Below are 18,479 nucleotides of genomic sequence, written 5' to 3' on the forward strand. Positions count from 1 at the left end.
CACCCACTTACCCAAAGCACCCACATGACGATAGCAACACCCGCCGCGTCGGCCAGCGACGCCCCAGCGCCTTTCTTGCTGATTGATCAACTGGTCAAGGAATTCGATGGCGTGCGCGCCGTCAATGATATTTCCGTGACGATCAACAAGGGCGAGATCTTCGCCCTGCTGGGCAGTTCAGGTTGCGGCAAGTCGACCTTGCTGCGCATGCTGGCGGGCTTCGAGACGCCGACGTCGGGCAGGATCGCCCTGGCGGGCAACAGCATCGTCGATGTGCCGCCGCACCAGCGTCCCATCAACATGATGTTCCAGTCGTACGCGCTGTTCCCGCATTTGTCCGTGTGGGACAACATCGCCTTCGGCCTGCGCCGCGACGGCTTGCCGAAAGCGGAAGTGGCGGCGCGGGTCGAGCAGATGCTGGCGCTGGTGCAGCTGGGCCAATACGCGAAACGCAAGCCGCATCAGCTGTCGGGCGGGCAGCAGCAGCGCGTGGCGCTGGCGCGCAGCCTGGCCAAGCGGCCGCAATTGCTGCTGCTCGACGAGCCGCTGGGCGCGCTGGATAAAAAACTGCGCGAACGCACGCAGATGGAACTGGTCAACATCATCGAGCAGGTGGGCGTCACCTGCGTGATGGTCACGCACGACCAGGATGAAGCCATGAGCATGGCCACGCGCATCGCCGTCATGAGCGAAGGGCGCATCCTGCAGGTGGGCGCACCCGGCGAAATCTATGAAACGCCGAACTGCCGTTTTGTCGCCGACTTCATCGGCAGCGTCAACCTGTTCGACGGCCACATCACGCAGGACGAACCGGATCACGTGGTGATCGCCACGCCCGATGGCGAGCACTATGTTTCGCACGGTATCACGGGCAACCTGGGCATGGATGTCTCGGTGGCCGTGCGCCCCGAAAAAATCGGCATCCAGATCGCGCCACCCACTTTGGAAGAGCGCGCGTCACCAAAGGAACACGGCTACAACTGCGCCCAGGGCGTGATCGTCGCCATGGCGTATTTTGGCAATGAAACCAGCTATCACGTGCGCCTCGACAGCGGCACGGTGGTGAAAGTCTCGCGCACCAACGCGGCCCGCCACGACGCCGCGCGCCTCGAACGCGAGCAGCGCGTGTGGGTATGGTGGGATGGCGCCGACATCGTCGTGCTGACCAGCTGAGGCCATCATGACGTCCCTCCTGCAATCGCTGCGCAAGCTCGTCACCCTGCGCTGGCTTACCGGCCGCAATGCCGTCATCGCCGTGCCGTCGCTGTTCCTGACGGCCGCTTTTTTGGTACCGTTTCTGATCGTGCTGCGCATCAGCCTGTCCGACATGGACACGGCGGGCAGCCCGTTCGGCGGCTTGCTGTCGTATGTCGACGGCATCGTCGTGCTGAAGGTCAAAATCGCCAATTACCTGTTCATCGCCGCCGATGAACTGTATCTGCTCACCTATCTCAGTTCATTGAAATACGCGGCCATCACCACGGCCATCTGCCTGTTTATCGGCTACCCGTTCGCCTACTTCATGGCGCGCGCGAAACCGTCCATCCGTCCCGTGCTGATGATGCTGGTGATGCTGCCGTTCTGGACCTCGTTCCTGCTGCGCGTGTATGCGTGGAAGGGCATCCTGGCCAACCACGGCTTGCTCAACGACCTGCTGATCGCGCTGGGCGTGGTGAGCGAACCGCTGCACATGATGAACACTTCGTTCTCGCTGGTGGTCGGCATGGTGTACGCCTACCTGCCGTTCATGATTTTGCCCCTATATGCGAACCTGGTGAAAATGGACATGCGTTTCCTGGAAGCGGCGGCCGACCTGGGCGCCACGCCCTTGCAGGCGTTCTGGCGCATCACCGTGCCCCTGTCGAAATCGGGCATCATCGCCGGCGCCATGCTGGTGTTCATTCCTTCCGTGGGCGAATACGTGATTCCCGAGCTGCTGGGCGGCCCGGAAACCCTGATGATCGGCCGCGTGCTGTGGGATGAATACTTCACCAATAACGATTGGGCCATGGCGTCGTCGGTGACGGTGCTGGTGGTCTTGCTGATCCTCGTGCCGATGGCCATTTTTAACAAATACAAGACGGATCAGGACGCGGAGGAGCGCACATGAACGGACGTACTTTCCTGCAGCGCTGGTTCGGCCGCGGCTGGCTTTCGCTCGGCTATCTGTTCCTGTACCTGCCCATCATCGTGCTGATCGTCTTCTCGTTCAACAGCTCGCGCCAGGACATGGTGTGGAGCGGTTTTTCGCTGCGCTGGTACAGCGAGTTGATGAGCGATACGGAGATCATCTCGGGTTTCGGCTTGTCGCTGAAGATCGCCTTCATGTCGGCCACCTCGTCCGTCATCCTCGGCACCTTCGCCGCCTTTGCCTTGACCAGCTACCAGCGCTTCCGCGGCCGCACCGTGTTTTCCGCCATGGTCAGCGCGCCTTTGGTGATGCCGGAAGTGATCATCGGCCTGTCCTTGCTGCTGATGCTGGTGTCCATGCAAAAGGTCTTCGGTTTTCCCGAGCGGGGCGTGCTGACCATCTGGCTCGGCCACACCCTGCTGGGCATGGCGTATGCGGCCGTGGTGGTGCAGTCGCGCCTGCAGGAGATGAGTAAATCGCTGGCCGAAGCGGCCATGGACCTGGGCTGCCGCGCGCACCAGGTGTTCTTCCTCGTGACCCTGCCGAACATCACCCAGGCCCTGGCGTCCGCCTGGCTGCTGACGTTTACCCTGTCGCTGGACGATGTGGTGCTGTCGGCTTTCCTGTCCGGCCCCGGCTCGACGACGATGCCGCTGGTGATCTTCTCGCGTGCGCGCCTGGGGCTGGACCCACGCGTGAATGCCATCGCCGCGCTGACCATCCTCGTCGTGACGCTCGCCGTGATCGCGTATGCCGTGATGCTGGCGCGCGCCGACCGCAGACGCCGCAAGCAACTGTCTGCGGCGTATTTGGAAGACTAGAGTAAGCTGGCGTTTTCACCTTGCAGGAGACGACCATGACGGAAAACACCAGCTGGCATGCACGGGCCGCAGCGCTGACGATCGATGGACGCGCTGTCATCAATGGCAAGCGGACAGGTTCCATATCCGGCCAGACGTTCGATAAGCTGTCGCCCATCGACGGGCGCTTGCTGGGGCAGGTGGCCCGCTGCGACACTGCCGACGTGGATGCGGCCGTGCAGGCCGCCCGCGCCGCCTTTGACGACCGCCGCTGGGCAGGCAAGTCGCCCGCGCAGCGCAAGCGGATATTGATCAAGTTCGCCGACCTGGTGCAGAAATACGGTCCCGAGCTGGCCCTGCTGGAAACCCTGGACATGGGCAAGCCGATCAAATACAGCCAGAGCGTGGACGTGGGCTCCACGGCCAATTGCCTGCGCTGGTATGGCGAGGCGATCGACAAGGTCTACGATGAAATCGCACCGACACCCGCCAACAGCCTGGCCCTGATCACGCGCGAACCGGTGGGCGTTGTCGCCGCCATCGTGCCGTGGAATTACCCGATGATCATGGCCGCCTGGAAGATCGCGCCCGCCCTCGCGGCCGGCAACAGCGTGATATTGAAACCATCCGAAAAATCGCCGCTGACGGCCTTGCGCCTGGCCGACATCGCGCTGGAAGCGGGCGTGCCGGCGGGCGTCTTCAACGTGCTGCCCGGTTACGGCAACGAGGCCGGCGCCGCGCTGGCGCTGCACATGGATGTCGATTGCATCGGCTTTACGGGTTCCACGCGCACGGGCAAATTGATCGTGCAGATGGCGGGCCAGTCGAACCTGAAACTGGCGTGGACGGAATTGGGCGGCAAGTCCGCCAACATCGTTTGCGCCGATTGCCCGGACCTGGACAAGGCCGTGGCGGCCGCCGTCGGCTCCATCTTTTTCAACCAGGGCGAAAGCTGCAACGCACCCTCGCGGCTGTTCGTGGAAGAATCGATCAAGGATGTATTTATCGCCAAGGCGCTGGCCATGCTGCCCCGCTTCCAGCCGGGCGACCCGCTCGACGAAGCCACCGTCATGGGCGCCATCGTCGACGCCACCCAGATGCAGACGGTGATGGGCTACATCGCGGCCGGCAAGAACGAAGGCGCGCAATTGCTCGGTGGCGGCGAAGCCGTACGCCTTGATACGGGTGGCTATTACGTGCAGCCGACCATTTTCGGCGTGGACGCGGGCATGACGATCGCCCGCGAAGAGATTTTCGGGCCTGTGCTTTCCGTGCTGGGTTTTACGGATATCGCCGAGGCGGTACAGCAGGCCAACGCCACGCCGTACGGCTTGCAGGCGGCCGTGTGGACGTCCGACATCAGCAAGGCCATCCAGACGGCGCGCGCCCTGCGCGCGGGCACCGTGCACGTCAACCAGTACGACGGCGACGACATCACCGTGCCGTTTGGCGGCTACAAGCAGTCGGGCAATGGGCGTGACAAGTCATTGCACGCGCTGGACAAGTACACGGAGCTGAAGACGACTTGGATACAGGTGGGGTAGGGTGCGTCGATTATCGCGATAATTAGCTCCTATAAGATCTAATTATTGGCAAAAATATGCTAAATTAGGTGTTATAGGGACTATTTTGGGGGCGGTATGGAGTGTCATTTTCAAATCTTTCATGAGGAAGTATGGAAAGATTGTGCATTGCTTACCCTGCTCGAACCCGCCGGCGGCAACCCCCGTACTGCCACGCTGTTTGAGTACGACCTCGATTATGCCTTCGAGAAAAAAGTCGAACCCGTATCGCTGCGCTTTCCCGTCACGGCAGATATGCAGAGGTTGGCGCAATGGCCAGCCTTTGTGTTTGACCTGATCCCCCAGGGGAGTGGGCGGGCGTATCTGCTGGGGCAGCTGCAACTGGCGGATGGTCCTGCCGCCGATTTTCCGTTGATGTGCGCCGGTGCCTTCAATCCCATCGGGTGTGTCCGCGTTGCCGAGGCAGTGCAATACTATGAACAGCATCTTGCCCGCCACGAGACCGACACACCCATGCACGGGTTGTCATTGGAAGACATCATTGGACGCGGCGAGGCATTTCACGAACGCATGCTGGTACACAGCATGCTGGCAGCAGGTAGCCTCGGTGTCCAGGGCGCGGCGCCGAAATATTTGCTGACGACGGACCATGACGGAATGTGGCATGCGGATGGCGCATTGGCCGACGAGCGCGCGGCAGCGCATTTTATCGTCAAGCGGGCGCGGGGCAAGACCCCGAGCGATGACAAGGTGCTGAGAAATGAAGCGGCCTACATGCGCGTGGCGAGCGCGATGGGCTTGCGCACGGCTGGCGAGCTTCGCTACCAGGAAGATACCCTGTTCATTCCACGCTTTGACCGGATAGTCCGGGATGGCAAGGTACTTCGCCTGCATCAGGAAAGTGCGGCTTCGTTAGCCGGCATCGTTGGATTTGAAGCTTCGCCCAGCCAGTTCGAGCTGTTGCAGGCATTGCGCGCCGTCGTCAGCGACAAGACCACCGAGACCGTTGAATTCCTCAAGCGCGACATATTGAACCTGGCCATGCGCAATACCGACAATCACGCACGCAATACCGCCGTTCAAAAGATCGGTGCCAACGTGCGTCTCACGCCCTTGTTCGATTTTGCGCCCATGTATCTGGACCCGGCAGGCATTGCGCGGGCAGCGCGCTGGTACCATCCGGTCAGCAAAAAAGAGCTGCATGCATGGCCTGCCATTCTGGCCGCCATGGATATTGCCGACGTGGAGCGCAATCACATTCAGGTTGAACTTTACCGCTTCGGCCAACGACTCGTCGAGCTGGAGCGGCGCATGCTGCAGGCAGGCGTGGATGATGATATCGTCGCCTTTCTCAGGCCTCACATCGCCACGCAGATTGAACAATTGAGCGCGCTGGGGGAGCACTGAGATGGCGCGCACCCATATCGACAAGGAACAGCTCAGGCAGCGCAGGGCGGTGCTCTACGACGCCATCGCGCGCGGTGAAGTCACGCTCCAGCATGCGGTGAAGGAGATGCGCGCCATCTCGCGCATGACGCAGGCTCAATTTGCGGAACACCGAGGAGTCAGCCTGAAAACCATCAAGGAAATCGAGAACGGCAAGGGCAATCCGACCATCCAGTCACTGAACCGGATAGGGCAGTTTTTTGGACTGGAGGTGGCGTTTGTACGGACAGAAACGCTACGCGAAAAAAAAATCGCCCCGGCAAGTACCGGGGCGATATCGCCTCAATAGGCTAAGTAATCCTCAGGAAATTATTGTGAAGTTATGACGAACATAGCCGGATGCTATGCAAGGCGTCCGCCGCGACGCAGTGCGAGCACTGCGAGCGGTGGGCAACGCCGCAGAGTGCCGGTTATGGAAGTCAGAAATCACAATAATTTATGGGGGTTACTTGGATCAGAAGCAGTGTTCCAGCGCCGGGAAGCTGCCATCCTTGACGGCTTTGACGTAGCCGGTGACGGCGTCGTCGATGCTGGCCGCGCCTTCCATGAAGTTGCGCACGAAGCGCGCTTTGCGGCCTGGGAAGACGCCCAGCATGTCGTGCATGACGAGCACCTGGCCCGAGCAGTCGGGACCTGCGCCGATGCCGATGGTCGGAATCGTCAGCATGTCGGTCACTTCCTTGCCCAGTTGCGTCGGCATGGCTTCCATCAGCACGATGGCGGCGCCTGCGTTTTGCAGCACCAGCGCGTCGTTCTTCAGTTCCGCCGCGCTTTCCGTGCTCTTGCCCTGGACTTTATAGCCGCCCAGCTGGTGCACGAATTGCGGCGTCAGGCCGATGTGGGCGCAGATGGGAATGCCGCGCTCGGAGAGGAAACGCACGGTCTCGGCCAGCCAGGCGCCGCCCTCGATCTTGATCATGTGTGCGCCAGCCTGCATCAGGATGACGGCGTTGGCATAGGCTGTCTCGGGCGTGCCGTACGCGCCGAACGGCAGGTCGGCAACGATCATGGCCGACTTGCTGCCGCGCGCCACGGAAGCCGTGTGGTAAGCCAGTTCGGCCACGGTGACGGGCAAAGTGGAGCTATGGCCATTGCAGACCATGCCGAGCGAATCGCCGATCAGCAGGATCTCCACGCCGCAGCGGTCCATCAGGGACGCGAAGCTGGCGTCATAGCAGGTCAGCATGGTGATCTTTTCGCCGGCGGCGCGCAGCGTAGCCAGCGTGTGGATGGTCACGGCCTTGTTGGCGACAGGCTTGGATGGCGCCGGCGCCGGTGTGGCGGCCTTGTCTTTTGCGGCCAGATCTGTTCCTTGCAAATAAGCGGACATAGGTATTCTCTAGAGTGAAAGGGGGTGATGCGATTGCGACGCCGCTAGTGTAGTACTTTATGCGGCGTGCTGCAGGGACGGCATTGTAGTGTATGTCTGGCGCAGCGGCTCAGAGCTGGCTGATGGCCTGGTCGGCCACCGTTGCCAGGTAGGCCTGCGCCGGCCCGAGTCCGGGCACGACGATGGCGGGCGCCAGTGCCAGCAGCGGCACCAGCACGAAGGCGCGTTCGGTGAGGCGCGGATGCGGCACCGTCAGTGTGGCGCTGGCGATCTGTTCATCGCCGTACAGCAGCAAGTCCAGGTCCAGGGTGCGCGGGGCGTTGCGGTAGGGCCGTTCGCGCCCGTGCGCCGCCTCGATGGCGTGCAGGGCCTGCAGCAATTCCTCTGCCGGCAGGGTAGTCGTGATGCGCGCCACGGCGTTGATGTAGTCGTCACCGCTGGAAGCTATGGGCGCCGTGCGGTAGCTGGCCGAGGCGTCCAGCAGGCTGGCGCCGGGCAAGCGCGCCAGGCGCGCGATGGCATCTTGCACATTCGCGCGCGCGTCGCCCAGGTTGGCACCGATACCGATGTAAGCAATGACTACCATTATTCGCCGCTGCTGCTGCCGGTGGTCGAGCCGCCGCCCGTGCTGGTCTTGCTGCGCGTGCTGCGGCGTGGCGGACGCTTTTTCTTGACGGCGCCCGGTGCGGCATTGGCGCTGACGAGCAGCGCTTCGCGCGTTTCCTCGTCGCCTTCATAAAAGGCCGTCCACCATTCGCCGATGTCCATGTCGATCTCGCCCGAAGCGCAGCGCAGCAGCAGGAAGTCGTAGCCGGCGCGGAAGCGCAGGTGTTCGAGCAGTTTGTACGGCGCCTTGCCGACACGGCGCTCGAAGCGCGGCTGCATCGACCAGATGTCGCGCATGTCGGAGCCGATCTTGCGCTGCAAGGCCAGTTTTTCCGTTTGCGAATCGAGCACGTCGTCGGCCGCCAGGTGCAGCGCGGGAATGGTCGACTCGCCGGCGGCGCGGTAGGCCGTCCATTTTTCCAGCACCTGATGCCACAGCAGCGAGGCAAACAAAAAGCCCGGCGAGACGGTCTTGCCGGCCGCGATGCGCTGGTCCGTGGCGTCCAGCGCCAGGGTGACGAATTTCGCGCCCAGCGGCTGCTCCAGCACCACGTCGAGCAGCGGCAGCAGGCCGTGATGCAAGCCTTCCTTGCGCAGCTGCTGCAGGCAGGCCAGCGCGTGGCCGCTCATCAGCAGTTTCAGCATCTCGTCGAACACGCGCGGCGCCGGCACGTTGTTGATCAGCGGGGCCATGATGGGAATCGGCGCGGCCGTGTGCGGCTCGATGGTGAATTTCAGCTTGGCGGCGAAGCGCACCACGCGCAGCATGCGCACGGGGTCTTCGCGGTAGCGCTCTTCCGGTTTGCCGATCATGCGCAAGGTCTTGGCGCGGATGTCTTCCACGCCGCCGTGGTAGTCCAGCACTTCCTGCGTGGCCGGGTTGTAGTACATGGCGTTGATGGTGAAGTCGCGGCGCAGCGCGTCTTCGTGCTGCAAGCCGAAGGTGTTGTCGCGCAGGACGCGGCCATGTTCATCCTTGGGCGCGGAGTCGGCGCCGGCGCCGCGGAAGGTCGTCACTTCCAGCAAATCCTGGCCGAACATCACGTGCACGATCTGGAAGCGCTTGCCGATGATGAAGGCGCGGCGGAACAGGCGCTTGACCTGTTCCGGCGTGGCGTTGGTGGCGATGTCGAAGTCTTTCGGTTTCACGCCCAGCAGCAGATCGCGCACGGCGCCACCGACGACAAAAGCCTCGAAGCCCGCTTCCTGCAGGCTGCTGGTGACGCGGATGGCATTCGACGACACCAGTTTCGGGTCGATTCCGTGTTGCGCAGGACCGAGCACGATGGGTGCCGTGGTGTCGCGCGCTGCCTCTTTTTTAACGCCGAGGATCTTGCGGATGAATTTTTTAATCATTGAATAAGTGAAGTGATGGCCAGCCGTGGAGGGATGCGTGTGCGCTCAAAGCGGTGTTGGGGTTGGTCGCGACAGGGTGGGTCACGACCGACAGCAGGGGAATGTCGTTGTGCGAATCGCTGTAAAAATAGCTGCGCTCGAACTGCCCCAGTTCCTTGCCCATCTTTTCCAGCCAGGCGTGGGTGTGGGTCAGCTTGCCCGCGCCCAGGGTCGGCGTGCCGACCAGCTTGCCCGTGACATTGCCTGCGTCGTCATATTCGGGCATGGCGGCCAGCAGGTGCTCGACGCCCAGCACATCGGCGATGGGTTTGGTGATGAAATGGTTGGTGGCCGTGACGATGGCCAGCAGGTCGCCCGCGTCCTGGTGCTGTTTCAGCAGGGCCACGACTTCCGGGCGGATGGCCGGCATGACCACTTCGGCCATGAATTGCCGGTGCAGCGCTTCGAGGCGTTCGCGCGGGAATTGCGCCAGGGTACCGAGCGAGAATTCCAGGTATTCCACCGGATCGAGCGTGCCGGCCTGGTATTGGGCGAAAAATTCGTCGTTGCGGCGGGTGAATTCGGCGGCGTCCACGGCACCGATGCGTACCAGGAATTCGCCCCACTCGTGATCCGAGTCGATGGGCAGCAGGGTGTGGTCGAGGTCAAACAGGGCCAGATTCATCATTCTTTCGCTTCCGCCTGCAGCAACTCGCGCAACAATGGCAAGGTGATCGGGCGTTGGGTTTCAAGGGAGTAGAGGTCGAGAGAGTCCAGCATCGTCGACAGCGAACGCATGTCGCGCCGGAAATGGGACAGCAGATAGGGTAACACGCCGGGCGACAAGGTCAAGCCGCGGGTGGTGGCCGCCTGGGTCAGGGCGGCGATTTTTTCATCGTCGGTCAAGCCGTGGATCTGATAGATCAGGCCCCAGCCCATGCGCGTGCGCAAGTCTTCGCGCACGGGCAGCACGGCGGGCGGCACGGCGCCGCTGCACACCATATAGGCCTTGTTGGCGCGGATTTCATTGAACAGGGCAAAGGCGTCGATCTGCGCCAGCGGCGACAGTTTTTCGCAGTCGTCGAGCAGGTACAGGTCGACGTCGGGCGAATACACGAATTCGGACTCGATCGAGAAGGGCGAAATGTAGCGCGCGCGCTCGGTGCTGGCCAGGGCCTTGAGCAGGTGGCTCTTGCCGGCGGCCAGTTCGCCCCACAGGTAGGCAAAATGTTCGCGCGACGTGCGCGCGGCGAACTGGCGCATCAGCTGCGCCACTTCGGCATTCTGTCCCACCTCGAAGGTATCGAGGCTGTGCGCCTGGTCTGTGCCTAAATCGAGCACCAGTTGTTTCATGGCGTACGCCTTGTCCTGTTTTTCATTACTGCTTGTGCGTCGTCGTCGCTGTTGTTAGTTTAACATTTTTTGTGTCGGGTGCCTGACAGAAGCGTAGCGAGCGGCAGCGATTTGTGGCCGAGAAGCGCAACCGTACTGTAGTACGGTGAGCATCGCCGGCCGCAAAGTGCGACGCGCAGTAGCTTATGTCAGTCACCTTGTCATGCATTATAGAAGGTGCTGGACAGGTAGTGGCGTCTTAGATGCTTAAAAGCGACCATCAGCACGGCAGAAGCGGGTAAAGCGAGCAAAACGCCGACGAAACCGAACAATTGTCCGAAAGCCAATAAGGCGAAGATCACGGCCAGCGGATTTAAACCGATGCGCTCGCCCACCAGGCGCGGCGTGAGGAAAAAGCCTTCGATGACCTGGCCGCAGCCGTAGATGACGGCCACGGCGATGACGCCGCTCCAGTCGGCAAACTGCAGCAGGGCGGCGATCAGCGCCAGCATCAGTCCCAGGCCGAAGCCCAGGTAGGGGATGAACACCAGCAAGCCCGTGATGATGCCCACAGGCAATGCCACTTCAAAACCGGCGATGGCCAGCGCCACCGAGTAATACGTGGCCAGCACCAGCATGACGAGCAACTGGCCGCGCAGGTATTGCGCCAGCAGGGTGTCGACTTCCTGCGCCATGCCCACCGTGCGGCCGACCCAGCGGCGCGGCACGGCGCCGGCGATGCGCGCCAGCATCGGATGCCAGTCCAGCAACAGATAGAACAGCACGACGGGAATGAGCACCACGGTGGCCAGCCAGCCCAGCACGGCCGTGCCGCCGATGCGGGCCGAGGCGAGGACCGTGCTCCAGATTTCATCGCCGCTGGTGGCCATCTGCTGGCTCAGCATGCGTTTGATGCCCGTGCCATCGAGGCGAACGCGGATGCCCAGATCGCGCAGTTTCGGCGCCAGGAACTCGTTCGCCTTGCTGAGAAATTGGGGGATTTGCGCCTGCAGCAAGGGGATTTCCTTCTGCAACACGGGCACGACGATCAGCACGAGCGCCGTAATGGCGAGGAAAAACAACACTACGACGACCAGCACGGCCAGCGGACGGGGCACGTAAAAACGCTTGTAATGGAGGCGCTGCAAGCGGTCCACGCCGGGATTGAGCACGTAGGCGAGGATGGCGGCGGCCAGGAAGGGCGTCAGGATGGGACCGAGGCTGACGAGCAGCAGCAAAAATGCCAGCCAGACCGCGATCCAAAATGCTGTTTGCTTCTGTTCGGCGGTGATGGCGAATGGCATGTAGTTTGTGCTGTTGCGTTAAAAAAAGGCAGTTAATTACGAAATGGCGGGGCAGTTTGATAAAATAGCGACTTGATCGACCGAATTCACCCGCTGGCGTCCTGCCGCACGATGTTGAAAAACATGCTTGCGCGCGCGTGCCGGCGGGTATCCGCCTTCTATTTTACCGCCTCCGCTGCCACCACACCATGAACCAGACTTCTAATGTTTCCCTTTCCTACCGTGACGCTGGCGTCGATATCGACGCAGGCGACGCTTTAGTCGAAGCAATCAAGCCGTTTGCCAAGCGCACCCTGCGCGAAGGCGTGATGGGCGGCCTGGGCGGTTTTGGCGCCATGTTTGAAATCAGCAAGAAGTACAAGGAACCGGTGCTGGTCTCGGGTACCGACGGCGTCGGCACCAAATTGCGCCTGGCGTTCGAACTGAACCGCCATGACACGGTCGGCATCGACCTGGTCGCCATGAGCGTCAACGACATCCTGGTGCAGGGCGCCGAACCGCTGTTCTTCCTCGATTACTTCGCTTGCGGCAAGCTGGACGTGGCCATCGCCACCGACGTCATCAAGGGCATCGCCCAGGGTTGCGAACAAGCCGGCTGCGCGCTGATCGGCGGCGAAACGGCGGAAATGCCGAGCATGTACCCGGCCGGCGAATACGACCTGGCAGGTTTTGCCGTCGGCGCCGTGGAAAAATCGAAAATCATCGACGGCACCAAGATCGCCCCGGGCGACGTGGTGCTGGGCCTGGCCTCGTCGGGCGTGCACTCGAACGGTTACTCGCTGGTGCGCAAGATCATCGAAGTGGCGAAACCTGACCTGGAAGGCGACTTCCACGGCCGTAAACTGGCCGACGTGCTGATGCAGCCGACGCGCATCTACGTCAAGCCGCTGCTGGCGCTGATGGATGCCATGGAAGTCAAGGGCATGGTGCACATCACCGGTGGCGGCCTGGTGGAAAACATCCCGCGCGTGCTGCAGCCTGGCCTGGTGGCCGAGCTGGACTCGAAATCGTGGACCATGCCGCCGCTGTTCACGTGGCTGCAACAGCACGGCGGCGTGGCTGACGCCGAAATGCACCGCGTCTTCAACTGCGGCATCGGCATGACCGTCATCGTCTCGCAGGAAAACGCGGATGCCGCCATCGCCCAGCTGCAAGCGGCTGGCGAAACCGTCTCGCGCATCGGCACCATCCGCGCCCGCGTGGGTGACGAGCACCAGACCATCGTGATCTAAGTTATCACACGCATAGAAAAGGCAGGCACTCGCGAGAGGCCTGCCTTTTTTTATATCCCGATGCCTTACCTTGCGTGCGCCGGCTTCATGCGGCCATCCGGCTGCGAACCGTTCCTGCCGATCATGGCCACGCTGACGGCCGAGACGAGGGAGGCGAACAGGATGTAGCCGACGATGTGCCACGGCTCGCCATTGCCCGTTTTCAGCAGGTAGGTGGCGATGATGGGCGTCAGGCCGCTGGCGAAGATGCCGGAGAACTGGTACACGAAGGAGATGCCCGTGTAGCGTACCTTGGCATCGAACAGGTCGCAGAACAGGGCCGCTTCCGGGCCGTACACGGCCGAATACAGCACGCCCAGCGGGATGATCACGGAACACCACAGCAGCAAGGGATTGTCGGCGTGGTTAAGCATGATCCAGAAGGCGGGAATCGACGACACGCCCGTGATCAGCGAACCCCAGAAAAACACCTTGGTACGGCCGATGCGGTCCGACAGGCGGCCGAAGAAGGGGATGCAGAAGCACATCACAACAGCCGACGCCATCACGCCCATCAGCGCTTCCGTGCGGTCGATCTTGATGGTGTTGGTCAGATAGGTGATGGAAAACACGCCGAAGATATTGAAGAACACGCCGTCGATATAGCGCGCACCCATGCCCTTCAAGACATTGCCCGGATAACGTTTCAGCAGGTCGAAGAACGGGATTTGCGTCTCCGCGTTCTTCTCCTTGACGGCCTGGAATTCCGGCGTTTCCATCACGTTCAAGCGTATCCACATGCCGATGAAGACGAGGGCGGCCGACAGGATGAAGGCGACGCGCCAGCCCCAGGACAGGAACTGCGCATCGCTCAAGCTATAGGACAGGATGGCCACCACGCCGGAAGCGAGGCACAGGCCGATGGCCAGGCCAATCTGCGGCAGGCTGGCGTAGAAACCGCGCTCCTTCGGCGGTGCATATTCATACGCCATCAGCACGGCGCCGCCCCATTCGCCACCGAGGCCGATACCTTGCAGCACGCGCAGGAACAGCAGCAGGCCAGGCGCCCAGTAGCCGATATGGTCGTAGGTCGGCAGCACGCCGATCAGGAAGGTGGAGACGCCCATGATCATCAGGGTCATCACCAGCATGCTCTTGCGGCCGATCTTGTCGCCGAAGTGGCCGAAGATCACGCCGCCGATGGGGCGCGACAGAAAGCCCACGGCGAAGGTACCGTAGGCCAGCATGGTCGAGACGAGCGGATCGCCGCCCGGGAAATACAGCTTGCTGAACACGATGCCGGCCACGACGCCGTATAAAAAGAAGTCATACCATTCGATGGTGGCGCCGATCACGCTGGCCATCACGACTTTCCGTAGCTCTTTGGCCTTTTTCGGATGGTTCGTATTGTTATCCATAATATCTAGTCTCCAATCGATATCGATTATGTGTTTTTTTCTGATGCTTGGCTTGTCGCCGAGTCATTGGAGGCGGGGCCGTCTGCCCGCCGCTGGCATCCTCCTTTGAGAACGAAATGGGGGCGAGTCAGGCTGCCTTGGGCAGGCGCACGGCGTCGGCCAGGATCATGTCGGCCGCTTTTTCGGCGATCATGATGGTGGGTGCGTTCGTATTGCCCGAGACGATTTCCGGCATGATCGACGCGTCGACCACGCGCAGGTGCTGCAGGCCGTGCACACGCAGGCGGTCGTCGACGACGGCCATGGCGTCATGCCCCATCTTGCAGGTGCCGCTGGGGTGGTAGATCGACTGGCTGAAGCGCCGCGCCGCGTCCAGCAGTTCCTCGTCCGTCTCGAATTGCGGGCCGGGCACGAACTCGGAAATGATGTGCGGCGCCAGCGACGGGGCGGCGGCGATTTTTCTCGCCACGCGCAGGGCGGCGATTGCCGTTTGCTGGTCGCGCGGGTCGGACAGGTAGTTCGGGTAGATGCCCGGATACGCAAACGGATCGGCGGACTTGATCGACACGTGGCCGCGGCTGTGCGGGCGCAGCTGGCACACGGACGATGTAAACGCGGAAAACGGATGCGCGCCTTCGCCCGGCTTGTCGGCGCTCAGCGGCTGCATGTGGAACTGGATGTCGGGCCGCTCCACCTCGGGCGACGACTTGGTAAACACCGTCACCTGGCTGGCCGCCAGGGTCAATGGCCCCGAGCGGGAAAACACATATTGCATGCCCACCCACAGCTTGCCCCACAGGCTGTTGACTTCATCGTTCAGGGTTTTCAATCGCGTCTTGAAGACGAGGCGGATTTGCAGATGGTCTTGCAGGTTCTGTCCCACGCCGGGCAAGTCGTGCACCAGCGGCACGCCTACTTCATCGAGCAGGGCGCGCGGTCCGACGCCCGAGCATTGCAGGATTTGCGGCGAGCCGATGGCGCCCGCGCATAAAATCACTTCGCCGCTGGCGCGCGCCTGGCGCAGCTGGCCATCCTGCCGGAATTCGATGCCGACGGCGCGCTTGCCCTCGAATAGCACGCGGGTGATTTGCGCGCGCACTTCCACGCGCAGGTTGACGCGCTTGCGGGCCGGCCGCAGGAAGGCTTTCGCCGTGCTCCAGCGCAGGCCTTTGCTGGCCGTCTGCTGGAAGTAGCCGACGCCCTCCTGCGTGGCGCCGTTGTAATCGGCATTGAAGGGGATGCCGCTTTCCGTGGCGCCGGCAATGAAGTGTTCGGCGATGGGACGGCGCAGGCGCAGGTCCGACACTTTCAATGGACCGCCGACGCCGTGGTAATCGCTGGCGCCGCGTTCCTGGTCTTCCGATTTCTTGAAATAGGGCAGCACTTCGGCATAGCTCCAGCCTGCATTGCCCAGCTCGGCCCAGCGGTCGTAGTCTTCCTTCTGGCCACGTACGTACAGCAAGCCGTTGAGCGAGCTGGAGCCGCCCAGCACCTTGCCGCGTGGCCATTGCAGCTGGCGCCCCGCGATGCCGGCGTCCGCTTCCGTGCGGTAGCACCAGTCCAGCCTGGGGTCGTGCATGGTCTTGAAATAGCCGACCGGCACGTGTATCCAGGGATTGTTGTCCTTGCCGCCCGCTTCCAGCAGCAGCACCTGGTTGTTGCTGTCGTGCGACAGGCGGTTGGCCAGCACGCAGCCGGCGGAACCGGCGCCGACAACGATGTAATCGTAGTGTGTTTGCAACATTGCTCTTGTCTCCTGCGTTGCGGTATCTAGCTGCCTCGACGGGCATTTTTTGCGATACACTGGTCTTTATTGGTTATTTTTGGAACGTCTGGTTCCATTTATAAAAGACGTGCAGCACCGGGACAAGCGGAAACAGCCGCATACGCGAGAGGTGAAACAGAACATGCATGATGCGTTTCAAAAACGGCCGGCCGAGGCCGAAGAAGGAAACCAAGCGGGTGCTGGCACGGCGGCCAGCCATGGCGACGAGGCGCGGGGCTTGCGCGTGCTGCGCCTGATCGAGCACCTGGCCAGCGCCAGCCAGCCCTTGACCCTGTCGCAGCTGGCCGCGCGCATGCAGGTGCCCAAGGCCAGCATGATGCGCTTGCTCGATACCCTGGAACAGCATGGCTATGTGCTGCGCACGCCCGTGGGACGCGGCTATGTGCCCGGCGCGGCATCCACCAACCTGGCGCTGGCGACCCTGCGCAACAATGCCCTGATCCGCGTGAGCCGCAGCATCCTGGGCAGCCTGGTGGCCGTCACGGGCGAGACGTGCAACCTGGCCATTCCCGAAGGCAATGCAATCGTCTACGTGGACCGCGTGGAAACGCAGGAACCGCTGCGCCTGCACCTGGTGCTGGGTTCGCGCGCGCCCATGCATTGCACGGCCAGCGGAAAATTATTTCTGGCGCACATGACCCTGCTGGAGCGGCGCGAATTGCTGGCCATGCTGGGCCTGGAAGCGCGCACGCCGAAAAGCATCACTGACCCCGTGCTGCTGGAGCGCGAGATCGTGCGCATCGCCCGGCTGGGCATCGGCATCGATGACGAGGAATTCGTGCACGGCATGGTGGCCGTGGCCGTGCCCATTTGCGCGGCCGACGGGCGCATCGTGGCGGCCGTGGCCTGCCACGCGCCTGTGGCGCGCAAGTCCGTGGAGCAACTGCTGCAACACGTGCCGCAGTTAAAAGAAGCGGCCGTCAAGCTGCGGCCGCTATTGCTGGCGGAAAACAGCTAAGGTTTCAAGACCTTCGCTACTTTTGCGGCGCGCAGGCGGAACGCATCGGGCATGCCCGAACCCAGCAGCGGGCGCAGATATAACCTGAAAGCATCGGTGACGTCCGTGCCGCTGGCGCTGATGAATTCGTCTTCCATGGTGCGGGTCTTGCCCGCGACCTCGGTGAGCGGCAGCAATTCATAATCGACGGAATAAAAGCCCGTACGCTTGATGGCAACAGAGCCGTCACGGTCGCCCCACATGGCGAACTGCACCGCCTTCTCGCCCACTTCGCGCGCTTCGCGTTGATCGACATCAGAGACGCAGCCGATGAAGGAGCGCTGCAGATAGCCGAAGGTATCGCCGCGCACGCGCTTGATGCCCAGTTTGGCCTTGATTTCGTCGCACAGCAGGTCGGCCAGCGCGCCCGTGCCGGACAATTGCACATTGCCGTGCGCATCGCGTTCGACCTCATTGCCCACCTGTTTGGCCAGCAGGCTGGCGATCGGTTCGCCCGAAGCGTCGTGGATGCCTTCCGAGACGGCGATCACGCAGCGGCCATATTTTTCATAGGTCGCCTTCACGTCGGCAAGGAAGTTGTCCAGCACGAAGACACGCTCGGGCAGGTAGATCAGGTGCGGGCCATCGTCGGGGAACTTCTTGCCCAAGGCCGAGGCGGCCGTCAAGAAGCCCGCGTGGCGGCCCATTACGACGCCCACGTACACGCCGGGCAAGGCCGCGTTGTCGAGGTTGGCGCCAGCGAACGCTTGTGCGACGAAACGCGCGGCCGAGGGAAAGCCGGGCGTGTGGTCGCTGCCCACCAGGTCGTTGTCGATGGTCTTCGGGATGTGGATGCAGCGCAGCGGATAGCCGGCCTTGTGCGCTTCCTCGCTGACGATGCGCACCGTGTCGGACGAGTCATTGCCGCCGATATAAAAGAAATGTTCGATCTCGTGCGCGCGCAGCACTTCGAAGATTTGCTGGCAGTAGGCAATGTCGGGCTTGTCGCGCGTGGAACCGAGGGCCGAGGACGGCGTGGCGGCCACCAGTTCCAGGTTATGGCTGGTTTCCTGCGTCAGATCGACGAATTCTTCATTGACGATGCCGCGCACGCCATGCAGCGCGCCATACACGCGCGTGACATGCTGAAAGCGCCGCGATTCGAGCACCACGCCTACCAGCGACTGGTTGATGACGGCGGTGGGGCCGCCTCCCTGGGCAACAAGAATTTTTCCAGACGGCATGGGATTTCCTCGTAAGTGGAACGGCCCTCCAGCCTACTCCTTTTTTGCCGGGGCGCTGTCTTTTTACCCCAGGTCA

General features: G+C 62.2%; 17 protein-coding genes. 8 read left to right on the plus strand and 9 right to left on the minus strand.

The genetic code is table 11. The annotated features are described in order from the left end of the window. The first annotated feature begins 24 nt into the window (after positions 1-24). From ACPJXG_RS02355 to ACPJXG_RS02380, 6 genes are all read left to right on the plus strand, one after another. Positions 25-1,173: an ABC transporter ATP-binding protein gene (locus tag ACPJXG_RS02355; protein WP_425253295.1), complete on the plus strand. Its 1,149-nt coding sequence runs from the start codon at positions 25-27 to the stop codon at positions 1,171-1,173. Between the two features lie 7 nt (positions 1,174-1,180). After that, positions 1,181-2,110 (plus strand): ABC transporter permease subunit, encoded by a 930-nt coding sequence (locus ACPJXG_RS02360; RefSeq protein ID WP_425253296.1) that lies wholly within the window; start codon positions 1,181-1,183, stop codon positions 2,108-2,110. After that, a complete protein-coding gene (locus ACPJXG_RS02365) occupies positions 2,107-2,952 on the plus strand; it encodes an ABC transporter permease (protein WP_425253297.1) in 846 nt (281 codons plus the stop codon). Before ACPJXG_RS02360 ends, ACPJXG_RS02365 begins: the two co-directional genes overlap by 4 nt. Positions 2,953-2,987: 35 nt before the next feature. Further along, positions 2,988-4,475, plus strand: coding sequence for an aldehyde dehydrogenase (locus ACPJXG_RS02370; protein ID WP_425253298.1), 1,488 nt, complete (start codon positions 2,988-2,990; stop codon positions 4,473-4,475). A 147-nt stretch (positions 4,476-4,622) separates the two neighbouring features. Further along, on the plus strand, positions 4,623-5,861 hold the full coding sequence (locus tag ACPJXG_RS02375; protein ID WP_402719588.1) for a type II toxin-antitoxin system HipA family toxin: 1,239 nt from the start codon (positions 4,623-4,625) through the stop codon (positions 5,859-5,861). A 1-nt stretch (position 5,862) separates the two neighbouring features. Beyond that, entirely contained in the window at positions 5,863-6,189 is a 327-nt protein-coding gene (locus ACPJXG_RS02380) for a helix-turn-helix transcriptional regulator (RefSeq protein ID WP_035822549.1), read from the plus strand. Between the two features lie 165 nt (positions 6,190-6,354). Here the strand turns inward: ACPJXG_RS02380 and panB are convergent, their stop codons facing one another. From panB to ACPJXG_RS02410, 6 genes are all read right to left on the minus strand, one after another. Further along, entirely contained in the window at positions 6,355-7,230 is an 876-nt protein-coding gene (panB, locus tag ACPJXG_RS02385) for a 3-methyl-2-oxobutanoate hydroxymethyltransferase (protein ID WP_176388229.1), read from the minus strand. Between the two features lie 109 nt (positions 7,231-7,339). Further along, the gene (gene folK, locus ACPJXG_RS02390; protein ID WP_425253299.1) at positions 7,340-7,816 is read right to left on the minus strand and encodes a 2-amino-4-hydroxy-6-hydroxymethyldihydropteridine diphosphokinase; all 477 of its coding nucleotides are present in this window, start codon (positions 7,814-7,816) and stop codon (positions 7,340-7,342) included. Then, the gene (gene pcnB / locus ACPJXG_RS02395) at positions 7,816-9,192 is read right to left on the minus strand and encodes a polynucleotide adenylyltransferase PcnB (protein ID WP_099376363.1); all 1,377 of its coding nucleotides are present in this window, start codon (positions 9,190-9,192) and stop codon (positions 7,816-7,818) included. The genes folK and pcnB overlap by 1 nt, the downstream gene beginning before the upstream one ends. Next, on the minus strand, positions 9,185-9,856 hold the full coding sequence (locus tag ACPJXG_RS02400) for an HAD family hydrolase (protein ID WP_425254702.1): 672 nt from the start codon (positions 9,854-9,856) through the stop codon (positions 9,185-9,187). Before ACPJXG_RS02400 ends, pcnB begins: the two co-directional genes overlap by 8 nt. After that, positions 9,856-10,524, minus strand: a complete 669-nt coding sequence (gene hda, locus ACPJXG_RS02405) for a DnaA regulatory inactivator Hda (RefSeq protein ID WP_034788687.1) — start codon at positions 10,522-10,524, stop codon at positions 9,856-9,858. The genes ACPJXG_RS02400 and hda overlap by 1 nt, the downstream gene beginning before the upstream one ends. A gap of 200 nt (positions 10,525-10,724) precedes the next feature. Then, complete coding sequence (locus ACPJXG_RS02410; RefSeq protein ID WP_035822543.1) at positions 10,725-11,807, minus strand: AI-2E family transporter; 1,083 nt, start codon at positions 11,805-11,807, stop codon at positions 10,725-10,727. A gap of 188 nt (positions 11,808-11,995) precedes the next feature. Here ACPJXG_RS02410 and purM point away from each other — a divergent pair, with 188 nt between their 5' ends. Continuing rightward, complete coding sequence (gene purM, locus ACPJXG_RS02415) at positions 11,996-13,039, plus strand: phosphoribosylformylglycinamidine cyclo-ligase (protein WP_077408694.1); 1,044 nt, start codon at positions 11,996-11,998, stop codon at positions 13,037-13,039. A 65-nt stretch (positions 13,040-13,104) separates the two neighbouring features. On the opposite strand, the gene ACPJXG_RS02420 is transcribed toward purM, so the two are convergent. Next, positions 13,105-14,436: an MFS transporter gene (locus tag ACPJXG_RS02420; RefSeq protein ID WP_425253300.1), complete on the minus strand. Its 1,332-nt coding sequence runs from the start codon at positions 14,434-14,436 to the stop codon at positions 13,105-13,107. A 127-nt stretch (positions 14,437-14,563) separates the two neighbouring features. Next, the gene (locus ACPJXG_RS02425) at positions 14,564-16,180 is read right to left on the minus strand and encodes a GMC family oxidoreductase (RefSeq protein ID WP_425253301.1); all 1,617 of its coding nucleotides are present in this window, start codon (positions 16,178-16,180) and stop codon (positions 14,564-14,566) included. Positions 16,181-16,343: 163 nt separating this feature from the next. Between ACPJXG_RS02425 and ACPJXG_RS02430 the strand changes: the two genes are divergently transcribed. After that, positions 16,344-17,180: an IclR family transcriptional regulator gene (locus ACPJXG_RS02430; RefSeq protein WP_099401748.1), complete on the plus strand. Its 837-nt coding sequence runs from the start codon at positions 16,344-16,346 to the stop codon at positions 17,178-17,180. Here ACPJXG_RS02430 and ACPJXG_RS02435 read toward each other — a convergent pair. After that, positions 17,177-18,403 carry a 6-phosphofructokinase gene (locus tag ACPJXG_RS02435; protein WP_425253302.1) on the minus strand — a complete coding sequence of 409 codons (1,227 nt, stop codon included), beginning with the start codon at positions 18,401-18,403 and terminating at the stop codon, positions 17,177-17,179. The two genes, ACPJXG_RS02430 and ACPJXG_RS02435, sit on opposite strands and share 4 nt — an antisense overlap. Positions 18,404-18,479: the final 76 nt, after the last annotated feature.

The organism is Janthinobacterium sp. NFX145, assembly GCF_049810325.1.
Classification (GTDB): domain Bacteria; phylum Pseudomonadota; class Gammaproteobacteria; order Burkholderiales; family Burkholderiaceae_D; genus Janthinobacterium; species Janthinobacterium rivuli.

Excerpts from the sequence above, each read along its gene's own strand:
- ACPJXG_RS02410 (WP_035822543.1), bottom strand. The coding sequence starts at position 11,807 with ATGCCATTCGCCATCACCGCCGAACAGAAGCAAACAGCATTTTGGATC.
- ACPJXG_RS02420 (WP_425253300.1), bottom strand. The coding sequence starts at position 14,436 with ATGGATAACAATACGAACCATCCGAAAAAGGCCAAAGAGCTACGGAAA.
- ACPJXG_RS02360 (WP_425253296.1), top strand. The coding sequence starts at position 1,181 with ATGACGTCCCTCCTGCAATCGCTGCGCAAGCTCGTCACCCTGCGCTGG.
- ACPJXG_RS02435 (WP_425253302.1), bottom strand. The coding sequence starts at position 18,403 with ATGCCGTCTGGAAAAATTCTTGTTGCCCAGGGAGGCGGCCCCACCGCC.
- ACPJXG_RS02425 (WP_425253301.1), bottom strand. The coding sequence starts at position 16,180 with ATGTTGCAAACACACTACGATTACATCGTTGTCGGCGCCGGTTCCGCC.
- ACPJXG_RS02355 (WP_425253295.1), top strand. The coding sequence starts at position 25 with ATGACGATAGCAACACCCGCCGCGTCGGCCAGCGACGCCCCAGCGCCT.
- folK (WP_425253299.1), bottom strand. The coding sequence starts at position 7,816 with ATGGTAGTCATTGCTTACATCGGTATCGGTGCCAACCTGGGCGACGCG.
- ACPJXG_RS02365 (WP_425253297.1), top strand. The coding sequence starts at position 2,107 with ATGAACGGACGTACTTTCCTGCAGCGCTGGTTCGGCCGCGGCTGGCTT.
- ACPJXG_RS02380 (WP_035822549.1), top strand. The coding sequence starts at position 5,863 with ATGGCGCGCACCCATATCGACAAGGAACAGCTCAGGCAGCGCAGGGCG.
- hda (WP_034788687.1), bottom strand. The coding sequence starts at position 10,524 with ATGAAACAACTGGTGCTCGATTTAGGCACAGACCAGGCGCACAGCCTC.
- ACPJXG_RS02370 (WP_425253298.1), top strand. The coding sequence starts at position 2,988 with ATGACGGAAAACACCAGCTGGCATGCACGGGCCGCAGCGCTGACGATC.
- pcnB (WP_099376363.1), bottom strand. The coding sequence starts at position 9,192 with ATGATTAAAAAATTCATCCGCAAGATCCTCGGCGTTAAAAAAGAGGCA.
- panB (WP_176388229.1), bottom strand. The coding sequence starts at position 7,230 with ATGTCCGCTTATTTGCAAGGAACAGATCTGGCCGCAAAAGACAAGGCC.
- purM (WP_077408694.1), top strand. The coding sequence starts at position 11,996 with ATGAACCAGACTTCTAATGTTTCCCTTTCCTACCGTGACGCTGGCGTC.
- ACPJXG_RS02400 (WP_425254702.1), bottom strand. The coding sequence starts at position 9,856 with ATGAATCTGGCCCTGTTTGACCTCGACCACACCCTGCTGCCCATCGAC.
- ACPJXG_RS02430 (WP_099401748.1), top strand. The coding sequence starts at position 16,344 with ATGCATGATGCGTTTCAAAAACGGCCGGCCGAGGCCGAAGAAGGAAAC.